Here is a 20,313-nt window from a genome sequence, read left to right on the forward strand (position 1 = left end):
CGTTGGCTTTCTACCTATACGGGACAACTGTGGCACATAGCAAAAAATCGAGACGACATCATAGCGTGTCGGCAGATATCCAATCGTCAGGCAATTCGATAAAGGAGAACGCTGAAACGAAGAAGCGGGATCGTAGAGTTCTACCTGAGTTCCAACACCAGATACGAGCGAAAGAGCAAGAGAAATCCGCTGGCGTTTTGGACCAAGGCAATAGGTTCCATACGGCCGCGGACGCATGGTATTCAACGTACGGAACTCATGTCAGCAGGGTCCTCGCTCAACAGTCAGCCGCCGAGTACGTCACGGAAGCTGTTATCGGAGATGATGATCGTGTTCGTATCCGAAACACGAACGAGTATCCCTATAGCGCAATCTGTTCCTTGGAAATTGTTGCCCGCACTGGGCGTCAATTCGTCGGCACAGGATTTTTGGTCGACAGCAACACTGTAGTGACTGCCGGGCATTGCTTGTTTATGCCAGACCAGGGGGGGTGGGCCAAGCAGATTCGAGTCTACCCGGGCCGCAACGGCGCGGGTGAAGCACAGGCTTTTGCGGCAATCAACATGCATAGCGTTGAAGGCTGGACGAAAGATCGGCGTCCTCAACAGGATTATGGCGCTATCACGCTCGACGCGGATGCCACGGGATTTGGCTCGCTTGGTTATGTGACTCTCAGCGACCGCGAGATCGTCAAGCAGGACTACCATGTCGTTGGATACTCGGCTGACAAACCAATCGGAACTCTATGGGGTCACCTTCGCGAACTGGCTCAAGTGCGACAGCACATTCTGATTTACGAAACGGACACTTACGGTGGCAATAGTGGCTGTCCCGTGTTCTGTCTCGGTGATAACGACGAGGTATTTACCGTCGGCATTCACAATTATGGAGATATCAGCGGCAATTCCGCGACTCGTATCACGGATGAGGTTTTCGAGAATATTAGTCGGTGGAGCCAATGACATCTGGGGATCACGCAGCCAATGACACTTAATCCAATACGGGTATCCCAAGGCAAGCGACCGCGGCAATCGGCTGATTGTGGAGAGCGCCGGTCACGCCACCCAAGTGATGCGTCGTCGGACCAAGGTCTTGCCCTAGACTTGGAGCACTTGGGTTTGGGCGAGTTCGATGGGACGGTAATTTACGTGCACGGAATCGCGAACAAACCAGTCGCATCTATTCTCAAGTGCCAATGGGATCGCGCTCTTTTTGGCACGGGCATGGGGCAACGCTCGCGAATGGTTTATTGGGTCAATCGCGATCGTTATCCAGACCCATACCAATCCACATGCAACGACGCAGACTATTCCGAAGGAATCGAACTCGACTATCGTGAGGAGTCGCTGTCCGACGACAACGAAGCCTCACGTTTAGCAATGGCAGACCGACAGGCGAAAGAACTGGTCTCTCGCCTAGGTTCCAGAATAGCTGAGGACGAGAAACCAGCGATCTCCGATAGCCTACTAAGTTTGGCCAAGCGAATTGACAGGTGTTCCGAACGACAGGACAGCAGTGCCCATGCAGAAGCGATTCCCCTGCCACGCTGGGCACGCGATCGCATAACGCGATTGTTTACACGCTATTTGTTAAACGATGTTCACGACTACTTCTTCGATCGTGAAAAGCAGCGTGAGATTGACGAGACTTTTTGCAATCGGATGATCGGCGGTGGACCATTTATCGTCATTGGACATAGCCTAGGATCGGTCATCGCTTACAAGAATCTATGTGAAACAGAAGATCTGGATCGTCATGATGTCCGCCTATTTCTTACCCTCGGTAGTCCACTTGGATTGCAAGAAGTGCAAGACTATCTGAAGGACGCACTTAGGAAGAACGATCTCGAGAAACCTGTTTGTGTCAAGAATTGGATCAACATGGCAGATCGACTAGATCCTGTCGCTGCAGATCCCCGTATCGCCAACGACATCGACCGGTCGATTTTCGATCAAGCCATCGCCAATGAGGATCGTCCAAGGCATCCCCACTCGGCAACCGGGTATCTGCGACATCCCGATTGTCAGGAATACGTTCGACGTGTTGTGGGCGCCTCGTTCGCGCAGCCGATCTCTTTGTTTAGCATCGCACGCGACTTGACAGATCAGATCGAAAACTCATTAAAACCATCCGGTAAGCATTCTGCGGTCGCCGGAGGCGAGAGGCACCCCGTCTTGATCGAACTCATCGAACGAGACGATGACGGCATGGAGGGCGCGAAAGATCGTTTGCTTGTCGAGATCGAAAAGGTGATTGGCTCCGAATCGTTTGCAACCATCCAATTCACTCACCTACGTCGGTATCTTGCGGCCGAACTAACTAGCCTTCAGATCGAGTGTCTCGGACCCATTCTGAAGTGTCAGCAGTCGGGACGGATCTGGAGCAATTCCGAAAAGCTCAGTCTTTCGTCTGGACCCGCGATCGCACGAGAAGACCCCATTCAATCGGCTGCAGCAGCACGCGTGTACGGTGCTGATGGCACCAATATCCACTGGGCTGTGTTGGACACGGGGATCGAACCGAACCATCCACATTTCCAGACCCACGACAACATCGTTGCCAAGTGGGATTGCACCCATCACGGGCCTGAAATTGACTCGGTAGAACACGATCCAATCGATCGGCACGGTCATGGGACGCATGTCGCGGCAATCATCGCAGGGTCGGTGCAGCTGGGAGTCGACCGCAGAACGGCCAGAGATGGAGTCGCTCCAGCAACACGATTGCATAGCTACAAAGTGCTCGGAGCAGGAGGACGCGGTCGTGACTCGTATATCATTCGCGCGCTGGACCACATCGCGTCGGTCAATGATGCGGCGTCAAGGAATGTGATTCACGGCGTCAACCTAAGTCTGGGCGGACCGTTCGATCCGGAAACTTATGGCTGCGGACATTCGCCGATTTGCCGCGAGCTTCGGCGACTGTGGCGACAAGGAGTGTTGGTGGTCGTCGCCGCAGGGAACGCTGGATTTGCCGAACTGCAATCTAGCAGAGGGTCATTGCGGGCAAACCTGGATCTATCGATTGGTGATCCAGCCAATTTGGAAGAGGCGATCGCCGTTGGATCCGTCCACCTAGCAAACCCGTTGACCTATGGAACGTCCTTCTTTTCCTCACGAGGGCCAACTGCCGACGGTCGTCAGAAGCCAGACGTGGTTGCGCCTGGCGAACGAGTTCCCAGTGCAAACTACGGCTACCGTTCCGGCAATGACTACATCGAACTGAGCGGCACGAGCATGGCTGCACCTCACGTATCAGGCCTGCTAGCAGCCTTTCTGTCGCAGCGACGCGAGTTGATTGGCGAGCCCGATCAAGTAAAGAGAATATTGCTCGAAAACTGCACGTCACTCAAGCGTGATCCTTACGTCCAAGGAGCCGGTCTTCCAAATCTTGTCCGCATGCTCCTTGCCACCTAGAAATTCAGATTTACCAAATGCAAGAGAATCGATCCATCTTTGGCACGTTGTCCGCCTTGATCGGAACCGGTGCCGCAGTGACGCTACTGTCACTCTTCGGAATCGCTGCGGTACCCCAAGCAGAACCTGCAAAAGTTGACGACAAAGAACCGAAGCTGCCTGCAACAGTAACGGAATACCCCGCCGTTGACGGTTCCATCAGCTATTCCTCGGACATGTGGGACGATCCGTTTCGCAATGCTGACTTTGCGATCAATGAAGTTGAACAAATTAACAAACCGTCAAAGATCCGCGACACGATCAATAGCAAATTGGGTGACAATGGAAAGATCATGCACTTGGTCGTATCAGTTCCCCAAGGAAAAACTGCCAGCGAGATTGAGGAGCGTAGTCGGCGTCGTCACTCATTAGAGCTGGCGCTCGCAAACCATGGATTCGCAATGCCATTTGCGAACCGAATGACGTTCCGCAAAGCGAAAGTGAAGTACTATTTTGAAACGCCAGAAGTCAAAAGTGTGGAATCCGAGAATCGAATTTCATACTGTCGCGATCTCGCAGTGCCAACCAAGCTTTACCGGCACATTGACCAAAAGCACTTCATTCTAGTCACGTGGATTCTCGAGTCGGATCTAGGCAGAAGGCCTCTCGACACCATTCGACAAATCCTTAAAGACGTAGCTCCAAAGAAAGTAGAACATCAAGAATTAGCGTCGCTGGGCATTCTTGGCCCCTACTGGAGCAATACGCTAGCCGACATCCTCGTTGAAGCTAAGTCGTATAGTGAAATGACCGACGAGGATAGTGCTGGCACACCGGATAGCGAGAGTGACGACGAGAACGACGTTGGCTGTAGCAGCACAGTCGACGAAGAAGACTCCGACCGCGTGACCTCTGACTTTTATGCAAACTGGTGTCAAGGCATGATGCTGTGCAACTACGCATGTACTGCCTCAGATGAATCGATTGGGCTGACCCGCGGTCAGACCGAGATCAAAATTGGCGGAAGCAAACTGCGACTATTCCACACAATCGGATCGGACGAACGTTTGATCCAAGCGATTCAGCACGAACTTGAGATTCGTGGTGTCTGGCCGTCGAGTAAGCGTTCGGGACGAATGGTGCTGTTTGCTGAACAGAGCTCGCTTCGCTATGTCAAAGATCTACGATCGCAATTTTCGACTTCGGGTGGGCACAATCCTGTGTTCATTCCGTATCTAAGGGGAATCGCGGACCGTCATCATGATCGCAGTTCAGTTCAGGACTACTTGGATCGTTCGATGTCGCGATTGGCACTACGGCGTGACACAGAGTCCGAACGATCCGAGCCCGTCAAATTGATCGGTATATTGGGATCAAACTGGGACGACAAAAATCTGATTCTTGAAAAGGCAAGAGAAGCTTTTCCAGTTGCCACGTTCTTCACGCTTGAGCTAGACGCCAGATACAGTCGACCCGACGTGGTTCAACACGGTCGAAATCTGATCATTGCCTCTCACTACGGACTACGGGTCGACGGTCGGCCAGATATCTTCGGCGAAGTATCCAGTATTCCGCGGTTTCGCGACCAGTACCAGACTTCAGGATTTGTCGGCGCATCAATCTTGTGCAAAGCGTTTCTTGACGATCGGTTAAAAAGTGATGAATTTACGCTGACGTATGGGGATGTCCATCAAGACTTGTTCGACATAGTTGGACGCCGGAAGGTGGGTGGAAAAGTGCCGACATCACCTGCGTTCCTGAAACCAAGCGTGTTCGAGGTCGGCCGTGGTGGGCCAGTGCAATTGCAATCTAATGCAAGCTTAGGCCATTCGTATCTTCCGCTGCGACAACCCGCTGCAATTCCATCGATACATCAACGACCGTGGATGCCGGTAATTGTGCTGGTTGCACTAATGATGATCGCAGTGGCCTTTAACACCATCGCTGGATACTCATCGGAAGCTGACGACCTCCGAGAAGGTCTGACAACTGGCATAGGGCAAACTATAAAGGCGATGAAGTCCATGTTCACAGGTTCAACGTACACAAGTGAGCCTGCCATCTGGTCACAGTTAATCGCGGTTGTCATTGGAATCGCCATTCTCTGCGTCATGGTCATGTCAAGTTTTGCCGACGAGTCCGAACCCATCCTATTCAGCGAGGGCATTAGCATCTGGCCATCGATCGTTGGCTTGTACTTCGTCATCGCATTCAGCTTAGCGTCGCTTCGCGATCTATTCTCAAACCAGACAAAGAAAGAAGTAGACGAAAACGAAGTCCCCTTCACTTATGCCTCGGTCCGAAAACGCAGACAATTTGATTTTGGTGCCTGCAAATTGGCAGGTGTAATCGTGGTAGGATTTTATTTGATTTCGTTTTTTGAAAGCGGATTCATCCCACCACCCGCGCGTGACTTTATTGTCGCGTGGCTGGGCAGCATCATCCTGTTCATCGCAACGACGTGCATTTTGCTGGTTACGTGTCGCTGTTTGATCTACGCGCTTTACGCACGGAAGCTAATCCGACGTTTCGAAGACAAAGTCGAACAGGACTCACCGAAGCAATTGGCTGAACGTTGTCGAAGCACCATGCTGCTAAGTATTGAATCGAGCCGAAATTTGGTTGCCCCGGCAATATTGTCCCTGATGTTCTTGGCAGCCAGATCGCGATATTGGGATGCCTGGGGTTTAGACCTGAGCTGGTACATTCTGATCGGTGTCCCAATTGCGACCTGCCTGATTGCCGCGGTCATTGTACGACTCACCGCCGTCTCGCTACGCAACAAATCCCTCGACTATCTACGTAGCGAACGCTTTCATCATTTGTTGGGGGAACGAAGAAGCCGTGACGACGATGCCGAATTCATGGGGCACGCAATCGATGAGATTTCCCGGTTACAACTTGGTCCCTATGGGCCGATTACGAAGGACTACATACTTGGTGCCGCAGCGATTCTAGTCGCCGTCGCGATCAGCGGGCCAGTGCGAAGCCTAGTAGAGAAGCTGCTAGTTTTTCTTCACTAGCGCATTTCAAGGACAAGTTTGCCGGTCATTTCGTAGGGCTGTGTATGGACGCCGCGAACCATCGATGCACTGGTAATCTGAATTAGACCGAAGGACAATCCGTGACTATTCAAGTTGAACTTGTGCATTCCAAAACAGCTATGAGGTGGTGCCGGTTTTGGGGGCCACCGGGAAGCTTGCGCCGCTCATGCGGCGGCTTCGTACTGTGTCGGCGTGAGGTAGCCAAGAGATGAATGTCGGCGATCGGTGTTGTAGTACTGGATGTACTCAGTCAACTCGCGTTTTGCGATCGCCATACTCAGGTATTCGGCCATACCCATTTCAGTCTTGAGAGTTCCGAAGCAGGATTCCATAAATGCATTGTCGTAGCAGTCGCCCGCACGACTCATGCTCTGTCGCATTGAAGCACGAGAGAGAATTCCACGATACCGCTTTCCTGCATATTGGCCACCACGGTCAGTGTGGTGAATCAATCCTGCCGAAGGCTGCACGGCTCGAATCGATCGCTGAAGAGCTGTCACTGCGAGTTGTTCAGTCATGTCATCGCGGAAATCCCATCCAACAATCCGGCGTGAATAGCGATCCATCAGCGTGGCAAGATATCCAAAACCAATACCATCGACGGGAATGTACGTAATGTCGCCTACCCAAAGTTGACCAAAGGTGGTCGGTTCTAGCAGATTCAGCAAAAGGTTAGGACTGTACCCAAGCCGATGTCGACTTTCGGTGGTTCGCGGCTTAAACGATTTCGGCTGAATCACGCGAAGTCCTGCATCTTCCATGAGTTTTGACACTCTGCGACGGCCGCAATGAATGTCCATTGTCTTCAGTTCCTCAATGATTCGACGGCTGCCATAGCGGCGTTTATGCTTTCGGAAGACCGCAGTGACGATCGGCAGTAACGCGGCATCAGACTCATCGCGCTCCGAGCCTCCGGAACGCTGCCAGGCTTGAAAGGAAGACCGATTGAGCGATAGGAAATCACAGACCTCTCGCTCGGATGCTATCTGCAGCTGGACAATCGACGCGGCGGCGGGATAGATTTCGGCTACTCGTTGCGGCCGAAAATGATTAACGCTTTTTTTAAGACGTCGCGCTCCCGCTCGACACGACACGACGCAACTGATTCTCCAGCTCTTTGACCCGATCATCCATCGCGTCGGCCACCGGCCCTGCGGCTGTCAACTGCTGCTGTTTCCACCGACGGACGCCGAATAGTACTTTTCCAGAGAGACTCGGAGAGATCTCTCGCCGGCCAGCGTTGACGTAAGTCATTGCCAGGACTGCGGTAAACCACGAAAAAAGCCGGCGTTAGTCCATGGGACCAACGTCGGCTTGTTCGATAACCCGACGGTCGGAGTAAACCGAAGGGTCTAATTGAAGTTGCGGGGGCCAGATTCGAACTGACGACCTCGAGGTTATGAGCCTCGCGAGCTACCGGGCTGCTCCACCCCGCGTTATGAATCGCTTTCACTTGCCGACTTGTGTCGGTTGCTCAACGATGAGGCAGAGTTTGCCTTCCGGTCGCTTTTCTGTCAACCCGCTTTGGTAAAGGTTCCGATTTTTTTCCTGTGATCGCCGTGATCGCCCTACCTGCCTGTCGATTTAATCGGTAGCGGGGAACGATGGTTGCCTTCCGTTCCGCGAACGTAACTTTACGGGGCCGCTCTTACGCGGGGGGACGTTCCTGTTCCGGGGGCTTCACCCCCGGCAGAGATTGTGTCGACCCTTCGGGCCTAGGAAGTATGGGAGCCTTTGGCTCCCCTGAAATAAGCCCGGGGGACGCGAAATCAATTGGTGATGGTTTACGAGCGGGAACCTCCGTCTGGCTACGGCAGCCACGTAACTACGCTCGCCAAAGCGTGGATTGAAGTTGCGTTATTTGGATGCATCCCCTCGGCCTTTGTGTCGGCCCTTCGGGCCTTTTCGCTGGCAATGGTTCCTGTTCCGGGGGATTCCCCCCCGGCAGAGATTGTGTCGGCCCTTCGGGCCTGGGAAGTATGGGAGCCTTCTGCTCCCCTGGTATAAGCCCGGGGGACGTGAAATCAATTGATGATGGTTTGCAGAAGAAAAATCTTGGGCGCAGGGATAGCGATAACGCTCAAACGGCTGATATGCGGGGTGGTTCTCGTACGTCCTGCTTAACCCTCGAGAGGGGATACGCCTGACTTTCGTCCGCTTTGGTTTGGTCACTTTCTGTTCCTGCGCAGGGGGAGCATGGTCGAACGGCTTGCGGTTTTGGGGTGGGCAGATGGGGGGCTGGAATGCTTGGCGGATTGTAGGGGCGGCACCGATTCTGCTACCTTGGATTTACTTGGTTTTACTGGAAAACGTGACAAGCTGGGGTTTCGCCTCCTATACTGGAAGGGCGACCCTATGTTCCGGGGTCCCCTTTTCTTATTTTCCGTTCGTGAGGCTACCGGTTGGCTGAATCGCATCCTCCTACCGAACTCGCAAGCCGGCAACCCGTACCGCCCGTACCTGCTTCGGGCCAAGTTGCTCGTGCTGTTCCTCCGCCTCCGCCGCCCGCTGCTACTTTGCCCCCTGTCCGTCCTCCGGCCAAAAAGGCAAAAGCTGCTGAGGTGCCCTCTGGCGTTGGGGCTGCGAAAGGGGTTCGCTGGAAAGGCGAACTGGATGACGTGGCGGCTCAGAATGAAGACGAAGCGGAACAGGAAGATGTCGTCGAGGAGACTTTGCGTGAAGCTCCGGCTTGGCTGTTCAGTCTGGTTATCCACCTGATCCTGCTGCTGGCTCTGGCTCTCTTTTCGACTCCCGCTGGCCGATCCTTCACTCGTGTTGCGCTGACGATGGGGCCTGCGGAGGCAGAAACGGATTCCGATGACATCTCGGAATTCCTGATGGAAAATCCGATGGATTCGATGGTGGAGTCGTTTGATGACCAACCTGTCGAAACCCCCGTCGAAGTCGAGATGACGGACACCATCGATGCGATGGACCTGCCCGAACCAGAATCGCTGCTTTCAATGGAAGTTCCAATTGAAGCTGGCATGCTGCCGATCAAACCGATGGTAACCGGGCGGAGCGGGGCGATGAAAAGTGCGCTGCTAGCCGCATACGGGGGAAACGGTGAAACGGTGGAAGCTGTCGATCTTGGGCTGGCTTGGTTGAAGGCTCAGCAAAAGTCGAACGGATCGTGGAGCCTTGTCGGTAGCTACACCGATGGTGCCCAAAGCGAAAGCACGGCGGCGGCCACCGCGATGGCGCTGCTGGCTTTTCAAGGGGATGGCAATACTCACCAATCGGGTAAGTACTCCGAAGAAGTTGCCAAGGCGATCAAGTGGCTGGTCGATGAACAAAACCGCCAAGGCTTTTTTGCTTCCAAGACACGGGCCGATCACTCGGCTGCTTACGCGCAAGCTCAATGCACGATCGCAATCAGTGAACTGTATGCGATGACTCAGGATTCCTGGTTACGAGAGCCCGCACAGCGAGCCGTCAATTATGCGGAACGGGCTCAAAGTGCAACGGGCGGCTGGCGGTACAACCCAAGTGCAGGGGATGCCGACCTATCGGTAACCGGCTGGTACGTGATGGCCTTGGAAAGTGCTCGGTCGGGCGGCCTAGAGGTCGATCCGACGGTCCTTTACAAAATCAGCGATTACCTGGACCGCGTCCAAGTCGACGGCGGATCGGCGTACGGTTACCAACGCGGAGTCCGCGAATCCAAAACGATGTCCGCCGAAGGGCTGCTAAGCCGTCAGTACCTCGGTTGGGCTAGAAACAATGAAAAATTGAAGGAAGGCGTCAACCGGTTAATGACGCAACAACCATTCAATATCGATCAGGACGATTTCTATTACTGGTACTACGGGACGCAGGTGATGCACCACTACGGAGGCGCTCCCTGGAAACAATGGAATGCGAAAATGCGAGTCCAACTGCCTAAAGCTCAGGTAAAAAAAGGCAATATGGCGGGCAGCTGGTCGCCGCAAGGGACTCACTGGGGAGGGCAGGGGGGGCGACTGTACACCACCTGCATGGCGATCTACTGCCTGGAAGTCTACTACCGGCATCTGCCGCTCTACACGCCAAACGTCGACCCTGAATAAGTGTTTTGAATAGGCGACTAGAAAAAAAAACCATTTGAGACGACAATCGGCAGTTGCTCCCCGTCTTTTGTTTCCTCATTGCAGTCGCTGGTTTTATTGAATGGCCGTTCCTCAAGTTGTTATTGTCGGCCGCCCAAACGTGGGCAAGAGCAGTCTGTTCAATTGGGTGGCTCGCCGTCGTCTTGCTATTGTCGATGATTACGAGGGTGTCACCCGTGACCGGATGGCGACCCTGATCGAGCATGAAGAGCGTTACTTCGAGTTAATCGATACGGGCGGAATGGGCGTCGTCGACGTCGATGACCTGACGGCGGATGTTCGACATCAGATCGATGTCGCGATCGCCTCGGCCGACGTGATCGTGTTTGTCGTCGATATCCGAACCGGCATCATGCCTCTGGATGAAGAGGTCGCTGAGCGTCTGCGAGGCCTGGAAGTTCCCGTCGTGCTGGTCGCCAACAAAGCGGACAACGAAGTTCTAGATGAACGAGCCGACGAATTTTACAAACTAGGGCGGGGACGCCTGATCTGCGTCAGCAGCCAACAGAACCGAAACCGAGACAAACTGCTTGACCTGATTGTCGAACGCCTGCCAGAGGGTAACGACGCCGAAGACGAAGAAGCGGCGTCAGCTCCGCAGATGAAGATCACTATCGTCGGACGTCGAAACGTCGGCAAAAGTACCTTCGTCAATACCTTGGCTCAAGCCGAACGCGTCATCGTCAGCGAAGTTGCCGGGACGACTCGAGACAGCGTAGACGTTCTGTTCGAGCTGGACGGTCAAAAGTTTATGGCGATCGATACGCCAGGCCTACGAAAACGAAAAAGCGTCCGAACGGACCTGGAATTTTACAGTACCCATCGAGCTCAGCGATCCGTTCGCCGAGCCGACGTGGTGCTGATGTTTTTCGACGCGACCGAAACGGTCAGCAAAGTCGACAAGCAACTGATGGGGTATGTGATGGAAAATCACAAACCCTGCGTCTTTGTCATCAACAAATGGGATGAACTGCACGGCAAGGTGACAACGGACCGCTGGGTTCGGTACCTCCGTCATCAGTTCCCCACACTCTCGTACGCTCCGATCGCCTTTATCACAGGGCAGACGGGCAAGAACGTGAAGGCGCTGCTGAATCACTCGCAGATGTTGTTCAAACAGGCTCGATCACGTGTCACCACCGGGCAACTGAACCGCTTGATCCATGCAGCGTTGGAACAGCATCCACCGCCGATGTACCAGAACCGTCGTCCCAAAGTCTATTACGCGACGCAGGTTTCGACCGAGCCACCGACCGTTGTGCTGATGTGCAACGACCCCAACGCGTTCGCCAATAACTACCGGCGATACTTATTGGGCGTGATGCGGGATCACCTTCCGTTTGGCGAAGTGCCGATCAAGCTCTACTTGCATCGTCGCAATCGCAACGAGCCTGACCCAACCGACGGTTAAGGGCTAACGATTAACGGATTGTCGCCTCTCGCTGGGAACGTGGAATCTACCGGTGGCACATTGCCGGTCTGTCCACGCTTTGGCGAGCGTCGCTACGTGACTGCCATACCTGACGTCGCCAGACGGTGGTGCCCACTCGGAAAATACCGTCGCCAATGGATTTAGCGTCGCGTGGAAAAAGCGACACGAGCAAGTGACGGCTGGTTTTCTTGCGCTAAAGGGCGAACGTGATTTCTAACTCTGCATGCCGGACGGCTCGCGCCGTTCCGCTAAGAGTGGGCCCGGTTTCCTGGATAGACGGTGCGGTTCTGAAAACTCCCAACTCCCAACTCCCAACTCCCAACTCCCAACTCCCAACTCCCAACTCCCAACTCCCAACTCCCAACTCCCAACTCCCAGCCAAACCTAAGCTTCTGGCAGAATGGTCATCCCTAGATACTCGATCAAACCGTCATCACCGATCTCTAGAATCCTTAGCTGAATCTGATCAAAACGGACGGTTGCCCCTACTTTGAATTCTTCTTCGGACAACTTCTCCTTGATAATCTCCGCTAAGGTTGCGTTCGATTCTTTCGCGATCCGCACTGCGTAGAACTGTTCTAGCTCGAGGACTTTGATCGATCCGCGGAGTGGAAATTCCAGCGCCCTTGGCAAGGAAACAGGATCCTTCCTCGCGGCGAAGACTCGATCGACCATCGCTCGAACCTTTGGTCGCAAGATCACGATGGCGTGGTCTCCTACGTTTAATCTAGTTCTCCCCTGAGGCGGGATCGTCTGTTCGTCTCGGACAATCAAGGCGATCACAACCCCTTCCGGTAGGGCTAGATCCTTCAGCATGATTCCTGCGGCGCCACTATCTTCTTCGACGTAGTAATCGACGATATCTCCTTCGACGTTCGCCAACGAACTGATCTCTAATGTGACCGCAGGCTTCGATCGCGAGGGGACCTCTAGCTTTAAGTAACGGGCGACTGTTGGCAGCGTCCAACCTTGGACCAGCGCGGAAACCAGCACGACAAAAAAGACGACATCAAACATCAGCGAGGCGTTCTCTAACCCGGCCAACATCGGAAACGTTGCCAGCGTAATCGGGACGGCTCCCTTTAAGCCGACCCATGACAAAAACGTCAATTCCCGAAAGGCGAACCGGAAAGGGGCCGCACACAAGAAAACGGCCAGTGGTCTGGCGACAAAAATCAAGACAACCGAAATCAAAAGTGCAGGTCCGGCGACGTCCAGCAAACGGCTTGGAAAGGAGAGGATCCCCAATGCGATAAACATCAGGATCTGACAAATCCAAGCGACCGCATCATGGAAGATAAGAATTCCCCGATGAAACACGGGTCGTCGGTTTCCGATCACAATGCCGGTCAGATAAACCGCCAGAAAACCGCTCCCACCGAGGGCTGCAGTGACTCCAAACGAAAACAGCCCGAGTGCCGTCGCCATAACGGGATACAACCCGGCCGCTTCCAAGCGAACGTTCTGAAGCATCCAAGCGCCACAGTAGCCCACCCCGACTCCAACAATCGATCCGACGACGATCTGGTTGAAAAACAACCCTGCCAGGCCTATCCCCACCGGAACGGCTCCTGTCAAAACCTGAATCAAACCGACCGTCAAAAAGATGGCCATCGGGTCGTTGGAACCACTCTCGACCTCCAACGTATTGGCCAACCGGGGGCGAATATTAACGCCTCCGCTACGCAGCACCGAAAAGACGACCGAAGCGTCCGTGGAGCCGACAATGCTTCCCAGCAGCAGCCCCTCCAAGATCGAAACCTTCAAGATTGCCGAGGCCGCCAAACCAGTCACCAGGGCGGTAAGAAACACACCCACCGTCGCTAAGACTCCGGCCGGTTTCCAAGCCGCGCGCAGCGAGCTGTACGGCGTCCGCAAGCCACCGTCAAAGAGAATCAGGCAAAGGGCAATGGTGCCGATCCCGTTGGCTAACGAGTAATCCTCGAACTCGATTCCGCCGATCCCCTCCGATCCGGCAAGCATGCCGACAACCAGAAACAGGAACAGAACGGGAACGCCCAATCGAGCCGAAAACTTGTTCGACACGATCCCTAACAGAAGAAGAACACCCGTCAGCAGGATCAGCGTTTCAATCGTTGGCATAAATTAGCACTACGTAGGGAAGACACTTTTCATCTTCGCAAGTCCAGTACGCGCCACACTTAGGGCGTCCTCTTGCCAATATTGCGGATTGAAAAGCTCGAGTGAGAAGTATCCCTGAAAACCGTTGTCAAGCAAATGGGGAATCAACGTCTTCAGAGGACAAACACCGTCACCCGGGTAGATTCGATCCTTGTCCGCGATCGTTTCTCGAGGCGGATCGGCGGGGTAATCATTGATATGAAAGACATGCATCCGCGAAGCTTCGATCGTTAACAGGCCATCGAAGTCCGATCCCCCTTTGTAGATGTGATAAAAGTCGGGCAACAAGCAAGCATCCGGATGCCCGGCTTCGGCCGCGACGTATGCCATTTCCCCCAGTCGACTAAGCGTCGGAGAGAAGCCCCAAAGTTCCAGCTGAGGAACGACGCCCGTTTCCGCCCCGACTTCCAGTAGAGCCCGATACCGTTCCGCAATCGCGGCAAGTTCTGGGCGGTCTGTGCCAGGCCGGTGAGCCCCCACGGGAGGAGCGGCGATCCGCTTGCCACCGATCGCAGCGAGCAATTCCATATCGCTGCGAGCTTCCTCCAGGCCGGCCGCACGCTGGGCAGGATCGTCCACGATCCACTGAGCAAAGCCGATCGCACTTTCGACGGTCAGATTGCTGTCGTCCAATTGCTTCTTCAATTCCGACAATTTGCCTCCCTCGGATTGAAACTGTCTTAAATCTCGCATCCAGGGTTCGATTGCGTCGTAGCCTGCTTCGGAAGCGACGCGGACCTGTTCCGGAACACTTAACTTTTGTCCTCGAATCGTGCTGGTGTTCAAACAGGTACGTGGTGCGGTGCGCGAAGTTTTCATCGATTTCGCCTGATCAACCTGAGGAGAAGCAGGAGGCTGCTGGGCAGTCGCTTGCTGGGCAAGAGTTGCCGCCAATCCCGTGGTAGAAGCAAGGGTTAAGAAATGTCGACGTTGCATGTTGTGAAACCAAGCTGGCGGGAAATACAGACGAAGAGACAGGATCAAGATCTCTGCCGGCTCTGCAGTATAAACCGCCCGCAACGGTTTCGTGACGCCACGCCCGGAACTAGTGCCGAATTCCCTAGCTTTTTGGGTTTTGCGTGAGGGAAGTGGCGAGAGAGTTTTTTTCTTAGCGGTAGGGTGTGCGGCATTTGGTCGATTTATAGCCGCACAAAAAGGGCCGGACGGCTTGCGCCGTTCCGCTAAGAAAGATGCGCCATTGGCCGGCGACGGAGCTTTTTTGCTTAGCGGTAGGGCGCGAGCCCTCCGGCCCGTTCACAGCCGCACAAAAAGGGCCGGACGGCTTACGCCGTTCCGTTAAGAAAGGTGGGCCATTGGTCGGCGACGGAGTTTTTTGCTTAGCGGTTGGGCGTGCGGCATTCGGCCCGTTTACTGCCGCACAAAAAGGGCCGAACGGCTTGCGCCGTTCCGCTAGGAAAGGTGGTGGCTCTCGCTTACCTCACTTCCTGCTACTCGCTTTAGCGGGAGATTCGCACGGCTTGGCGGGCGATAAAGTGCGGCGTTTCTAGACCGGTTAGGTAACTGGGCTTACCGTACAAACCTATCTTCGCGTTGAGGTGCATTTTCAAGTTCACCCCTGGCTGTGGAGTCACGTAGGCCAAAGTTTGTCCGCTGCTATCGGTTAGAGCATATGGCGGTGCATCCGGACGAGCCGAAAAGACCTGCACTAGGTAACCCTCACGGTCAAAACCAACCGGAGCGGCGGGGACCGTTTTCTGTCCTGTCGACTGGACTCCCGGAAGGACCTGAGCGACGGTCTGCAAAATTGGAGCGGCAATCGAAGTAGCCGCCGGAGTCTGCGTTTGCGGGGCTCCGACTCGCGGCAGCAAACCTTGAGCGGAGGGCGGCAGTCGAGACGTTTGACTTTCGACAGGTGGCTCACCATTTCGGCGGCGAGCAATCCGCTGGTATTGCTCGACCCGCTCCAAAAGGACTCGAGCACGTTCGCGATCGACAGGATCCGATTGTGGATTCTGCAGCAACTCGCCCCAGGTAATGGCTCGGCGACGAATCGGTTCGACCGCCGCAGCCGAAGCTCCGGCAGCCATCTGTCGGGACAGTTCAAGCTGCAATTCGGTCACATCCGAATTCACCACGCGGCCGGCCAATTGGCGAGCTTGCTGTTCGGCTTTGAGGGCTGCTTGGTGATCGACGTGCTGGATTGCCGCTGGGGTAACCGCTCCAGCTGGAGTCATTGATTTCAATTGACCTGCTTCGTTCCAGGAGGGTGCCGTCGAAGCAAGGGATGATCGGCCTTGACCGGTTTGCTCGCGTGCACCTGTCACCCAGCTGTTGTCATCGGCTGCCATGTCTGCCGCGGGCGGAGCCGGAGCTGCCCGAGTGATCGCGCTGCTGTTCTGAGCCGTCGAAGAGGAGTCGACAATATCGTGCAGGCTCACATGATCGATCACCGTCAGTTCGGCATCGGCATATTTCGACGCGTCGACGCCCGAGCCAACGGGCCGAGCCGAAAGGTCGTCTAAGTCGCTGCGACGTTCCGAATTCTCACCAGACGGTGACGGGGATTCCGATTCGACCTCTGCAATGCTTGCAAGTTTCGGTTGCCGCCGCGAAGATTTTTCCGACGAATCGCTAAACGATTTTGAGGACTTACTGTTTGCAACCAAATCTTCTTCGCTGATTTCATTTAGTTCATCGGCGATTTCTTGCGAGGGGACTTCAACCAAACTATGCGTTGGCTCGTCCGCTTTACGTCGATGCATTTCCACCAGCTGTTCACTCGTATCCACAATTTGAGAACGGTGAACCCAACGGAACTCACCCGATGGCGGGACAATCTGGTACCACAGTTCGGTACCCTTGCCGCTACTACGTTCGGTTTTGCCGATAATCGACACCTCTTCTCCGACGGCCAACTGGACTTGCCAGCGATACTTTCGGGCTCGTCCTAGATGGGTTCCGATCCAAGCGACCGCTCGCCGGTCGGTGATGACACCCGTTTTTTCGTCCACCGACAAATCTAAACTGCTGGCGGGAACCCAGGAGAAACTTCCTTCAGGCGGACGGACGCCCAACCAGCCATCTTTCGTTTCCAAATAGACGTCTAACTCCTGTCCTAAACGCAACGGATCGGTGCGATAGAATTCGCCCGACGGCCCGCAGCGGGTGTAGGCTTCTTCCTGTGCATTGAATACGACGTAAGGTTCCACCAAGCCTTCTTCCGTGGCAAACACGCCATCAACCAAGCCTAAAGTCGCGGCAAAGGCAACGACTGCAGCGACAAGGCCTCGGCACGCCAAAGGAAGAGGGGATGCGTTCTTTGCCCGGTCGGGTGCCGACGAGTGCGGCAGAGACGCAACGATATTTGGGTTGTGAAAGTTATTCATATTGTTTGACATTCCAGTGGAAACCTCCGTGTTTCTCGCTGTTAGTCAAATTCCTCCATTGGAGGCAAGAGCGGTTTTGCGGATAGAGCAAGAGCCCCGCGATCTTTTCGTCGATCCCAAGGCGTTTTAAGATTCCAGAGGCTCCGCGGCCCGTCGTTTTAATCAGAAGCAACAATCACTTAATCAACATGCCAGTCAGCGAGGGATTGCAGACCGTGTTCCAGGTCCCTCGCTCACGGATTTTGATATTGCGTTTTTGGGAGTTGGCTACTTTGCTTCCGCCGGGCTTGTCCCGGTCCGGGGGCAACAACTGGCAGCTACCCCCATGCCTCTTTGCCATTTCATCCTTCTCCGCCAGCCTTTTGATCGCCCAATAAGGTCGCTGCCAGTTGCGAGTCCGCAGGGGCAAGCCCGGAAACGGAACTCTGGATACTTGGAGCCAGAAAGGTGCTGGAATAGCCGAATGATTTGAGGCATCCGCAAGAGTACGGAAATCAGGAAGATTGACCACAGCAATCACCTCAAAAACGCAACTTCAAAACTGACGCAGCGGGTGGGGATTTTCGGATGCATTGCCGCACAACAGGTACCCCCGTCTGGCGACGTTAGCTACGTGACTGCCCTAGCGACGATCGCCGGATCGTGGACAGACCGGCGATACGCCCCTAATAGATTTCACGTCGTCGGAGACGAGGGAATCGAAAGCGGCTACTCGGACGTGACGGTTTTGACTTCGCCTCCGGCTCGTGTCCAGCTTGCGTGCCAGACATTGCGATCGATCGAATCGGTTGCATTCCTTACGCTCCCGTCGACCAACAACAGTTTGACGGTTGCCGGATGGTAGCTCCTCGAACCGGTTACTTTTGTGGAATAGTAAACCAAATCGGGAATATCGCTATTCGGAGTCAGGAATCCGTTCATCACCGGACCATTGGGGACGCTGCCGCGCAGCCAATAGTGGTTACGGTCTCCACTCCAACCGGTGATCCCCCCCTCCACAGTCGCGTAATCATTGGCAGTCGCTGCAGTAAGCATTGCCGCGTCGACCGTTGAGACCCCCGCACGGTAACCACGGACGTCCATTTTCGGCGTCACCGAAGTCGTGTCGATGCCAACGCCGATGGGGCTTTCTGCGAACGCGATAGTGTTGCTGGTGCCGTCGATGACATCGCGGAGCTTGGTCTTTGCGTTCACCCAGCACAAACCATCCGATGGGATTCCGTTTCCTGGATGAAAAACGCCATCCAAGCCACTTCCCTGATTCATCGAATAGCTTGTTCCTGCGATTGAAATAATCGCCCCTGAAGGCATCGTCAAATCGTGCACGTCCGCACCAATGTCACTGGGACATTCAAAAGTCGAAACACGATATCCAGCCGCGGGGTGCAGCGCCGCCGGCAGGTCCGCCAGGGCAGGATGCCCCATGTTGATCCGAAAATCAATTAGGTCCTGAAGTTGTTTCTGTTCTAGAAAGGGCAACAGTTTGGCATGAGGCGAATAGTCATTCGGATAGCCGGAACTTGAATACCCGTTGTTCGGAAGGGATTCACTAAAGGTTGCGGCATAGTTATGCAGGGCCAGTCCAATCTGTTTCATGTTGTTGCTGCACTGCATGGAACGAGCCGCCTCACGGGCCGCTTGGACCGCTGGCAACAACAAGCCAACAAGGACGCCGATGATGGCAATAACGACCAACAATTCAACAAGGGTAAATCCGCGTTGTTGAGACGAACGGTAAGACAATTTTCTTTCAAGCACGGTATAGACTCCAGCAAGGAAGGCACACGAAGGAAGGATGAAGGCTCGGGAAAACGTTTTCCGAGGTTGGTTCGAGCGTGGCTGGCTAGCGTGAGTAAGAAAAACGCGTTGCTTGCTTCGTCGTCGAGCACAAGATGGATACCAAGTATCCGCTGCAGAACAGTAGAAGGTGCACAGGACACCAGAGATTCAATGGGCCTCATAGGTTAAGAGCATCGATCGTCAAGAATGCGACGTTACGACGCCGAACTGCGGGCGATCGGACCGGACGTTTCAAGGATCGATTGGTATTGAGCGGCGAGGGATTGCGAATCGTCAAACGATTCCGAATCAAACCGCCCAACAATCTTCCCATCGCGGAGCACCACTACCGTATCCGCCCATGCGGCAACGCTCGGTTCGTGGGTCACCATCATGATTGTGCGATTCTGTTGATCACATAGTTCGCGGAGAAGCTTGCAGATCGATTGGCCGGTTTCTGAATCAAGACTTCCCGTCGGTTCGTCTGCGAAAATAATTGCGGGGTTCGTGATCAACGACCGTGCGATCGCAACTCGCTGCTGTTCACCACCACTCAGCGAATCGGGGCGATGAGAAAGCCGATCCTCGATTCCTAACCGTGCAGCGATTTCCATCAGGCCGCAATCGTCTGCGGGCTGGATCCCAGCGGCATACAGTGGAAACAGGATGTTGTCCGCCGCGGTTAGCGAGGGAACGAGATTAAAAGACTGAAACACCAACCCAATCCGCTGCCGACGAAAATGCGTTAATTCGCGATCCGAAAGTGTTGCAAGGTCTTGCCCCTCAATCTGAATCCTCCCCGAAGTCGGACGCGTCAAACCGCTAAGCAAATGCAGAAGAGTACTTTTCCCCGACCCGCTTGCCCCCATGACCGCGACAAAGGTCCCTGGCTGTACGTATAGGTCGACGCCATCGAGTGCAAGGACCTCCGATGCCCCTTGGCGATAGGACTTCGAGGCATTTAAAACCTCGACAGGAATTTTTTTCTCTGTTTCTTTCATATTCTTTACTCACAAAGATCGGCGCGAATGATTGCCGACGGCGGTCGTGGTGATTTTTTCGGCACGCATGGTGAAATCAGCACCA

The 20,313-nt window shown here is 54.4% G+C and carries 13 protein-coding genes and 1 tRNA gene; 5 read left to right on the plus strand and 9 right to left on the minus strand.

The window, feature by feature from the left end; translation table 11 throughout:
* The first annotated feature begins 65 nt into the window (after positions 1-65).
* The 3 genes from FF011L_RS16520 to FF011L_RS16530 all read left to right on the plus strand — a co-directional run bounded on the left by FF011L_RS16520 (position 66) and on the right by FF011L_RS16530 (position 6,418).
* Positions 66-962 carry a trypsin-like serine peptidase gene (locus FF011L_RS16520; RefSeq protein WP_218932685.1) on the plus strand — a complete coding sequence of 299 codons (897 nt, stop codon included), beginning with the start codon at positions 66-68 and terminating at the stop codon, positions 960-962.
* 261 nt (positions 963-1,223) lie between these two features.
* Positions 1,224-3,416: a S8 family peptidase gene (locus FF011L_RS16525; protein WP_218932686.1), complete on the plus strand. Its 2,193-nt coding sequence runs from the start codon at positions 1,224-1,226 to the stop codon at positions 3,414-3,416.
* Between the two features lie 17 nt (positions 3,417-3,433).
* A complete protein-coding gene (locus FF011L_RS16530) occupies positions 3,434-6,418 on the plus strand; it encodes a hypothetical protein (RefSeq protein ID WP_145352716.1) in 2,985 nt (994 codons plus the stop codon).
* On the opposite strand, the gene FF011L_RS27065 is transcribed toward FF011L_RS16530, so the two are convergent.
* The 4 genes from FF011L_RS27065 to FF011L_RS16540 all read right to left on the minus strand — a co-directional run bounded on the left by FF011L_RS27065 (position 6,415) and on the right by FF011L_RS16540 (position 7,875).
* Positions 6,415-6,546: a hypothetical protein gene (locus FF011L_RS27065; RefSeq protein ID WP_261342541.1), complete on the minus strand. Its 132-nt coding sequence runs from the start codon at positions 6,544-6,546 to the stop codon at positions 6,415-6,417. The genes FF011L_RS16530 and FF011L_RS27065 overlap by 4 nt on opposite strands.
* A 57-nt stretch (positions 6,547-6,603) precedes the next feature.
* Complete coding sequence (locus tag FF011L_RS16535; RefSeq protein ID WP_145352717.1) at positions 6,604-7,569, minus strand: IS3 family transposase; 966 nt, start codon at positions 7,567-7,569, stop codon at positions 6,604-6,606.
* Complete coding sequence (locus tag FF011L_RS26405) at positions 7,502-7,693, minus strand: hypothetical protein (RefSeq protein WP_218933249.1); 192 nt, start codon at positions 7,691-7,693, stop codon at positions 7,502-7,504. Before FF011L_RS26405 ends, FF011L_RS16535 begins: the two co-directional genes overlap by 68 nt.
* A 108-nt stretch (positions 7,694-7,801) precedes the next feature.
* A tRNA-Met gene (locus FF011L_RS16540) sits at positions 7,802-7,875 on the minus strand.
* Between the two features lie 1,125 nt (positions 7,876-9,000).
* On the opposite strand from FF011L_RS16540, the gene FF011L_RS16545 reads away from it, so the two are divergent.
* Positions 9,001-10,488, plus strand: coding sequence for a prenyltransferase/squalene oxidase repeat-containing protein (locus FF011L_RS16545; RefSeq protein ID WP_246109462.1), 1,488 nt, complete (start codon positions 9,001-9,003; stop codon positions 10,486-10,488).
* A gap of 100 nt (positions 10,489-10,588) precedes the next feature.
* The gene (der, locus tag FF011L_RS16550) at positions 10,589-11,938 is read left to right on the plus strand and encodes a ribosome biogenesis GTPase Der (RefSeq protein WP_145352719.1); all 1,350 of its coding nucleotides are present in this window, start codon (positions 10,589-10,591) and stop codon (positions 11,936-11,938) included.
* A gap of 405 nt (positions 11,939-12,343) precedes the next feature.
* Here der and FF011L_RS16555 read toward each other — a convergent pair whose 3' ends face one another.
* The 5 genes from FF011L_RS16555 to FF011L_RS16575 all read right to left on the minus strand — a co-directional run bounded on the left by FF011L_RS16555 (position 12,344) and on the right by FF011L_RS16575 (position 20,228).
* Positions 12,344-14,062 carry a potassium/proton antiporter gene (locus tag FF011L_RS16555; RefSeq protein WP_145352720.1) on the minus strand — a complete coding sequence of 573 codons (1,719 nt, stop codon included), beginning with the start codon at positions 14,060-14,062 and terminating at the stop codon, positions 12,344-12,346.
* 9 nt (positions 14,063-14,071) lie between these two features.
* Complete coding sequence (locus tag FF011L_RS16560; protein ID WP_218932688.1) at positions 14,072-15,037, minus strand: sugar phosphate isomerase/epimerase family protein; 966 nt, start codon at positions 15,035-15,037, stop codon at positions 14,072-14,074.
* A 521-nt stretch (positions 15,038-15,558) separates the two neighbouring features.
* Positions 15,559-17,448, minus strand: a complete 1,890-nt coding sequence (locus tag FF011L_RS16565) for a hypothetical protein (protein ID WP_145352721.1) — start codon at positions 17,446-17,448, stop codon at positions 15,559-15,561.
* A 708-nt stretch (positions 17,449-18,156) separates the two neighbouring features.
* On the minus strand, positions 18,157-19,206 hold the full coding sequence (locus FF011L_RS16570; RefSeq protein WP_246109463.1) for a DUF1559 domain-containing protein: 1,050 nt from the start codon (positions 19,204-19,206) through the stop codon (positions 18,157-18,159).
* 236 nt (positions 19,207-19,442) lie between these two features.
* On the minus strand, positions 19,443-20,228 hold the full coding sequence (locus FF011L_RS16575) for an ABC transporter ATP-binding protein (RefSeq protein WP_145352723.1): 786 nt from the start codon (positions 20,226-20,228) through the stop codon (positions 19,443-19,445).
* Positions 20,229-20,313: the final 85 nt, after the last annotated feature.

The sequence above is a fragment of the Roseimaritima multifibrata genome, from assembly GCF_007741495.1.
In the GTDB taxonomy this organism is placed as follows: domain Bacteria; phylum Planctomycetota; class Planctomycetia; order Pirellulales; family Pirellulaceae; genus Roseimaritima; species Roseimaritima multifibrata.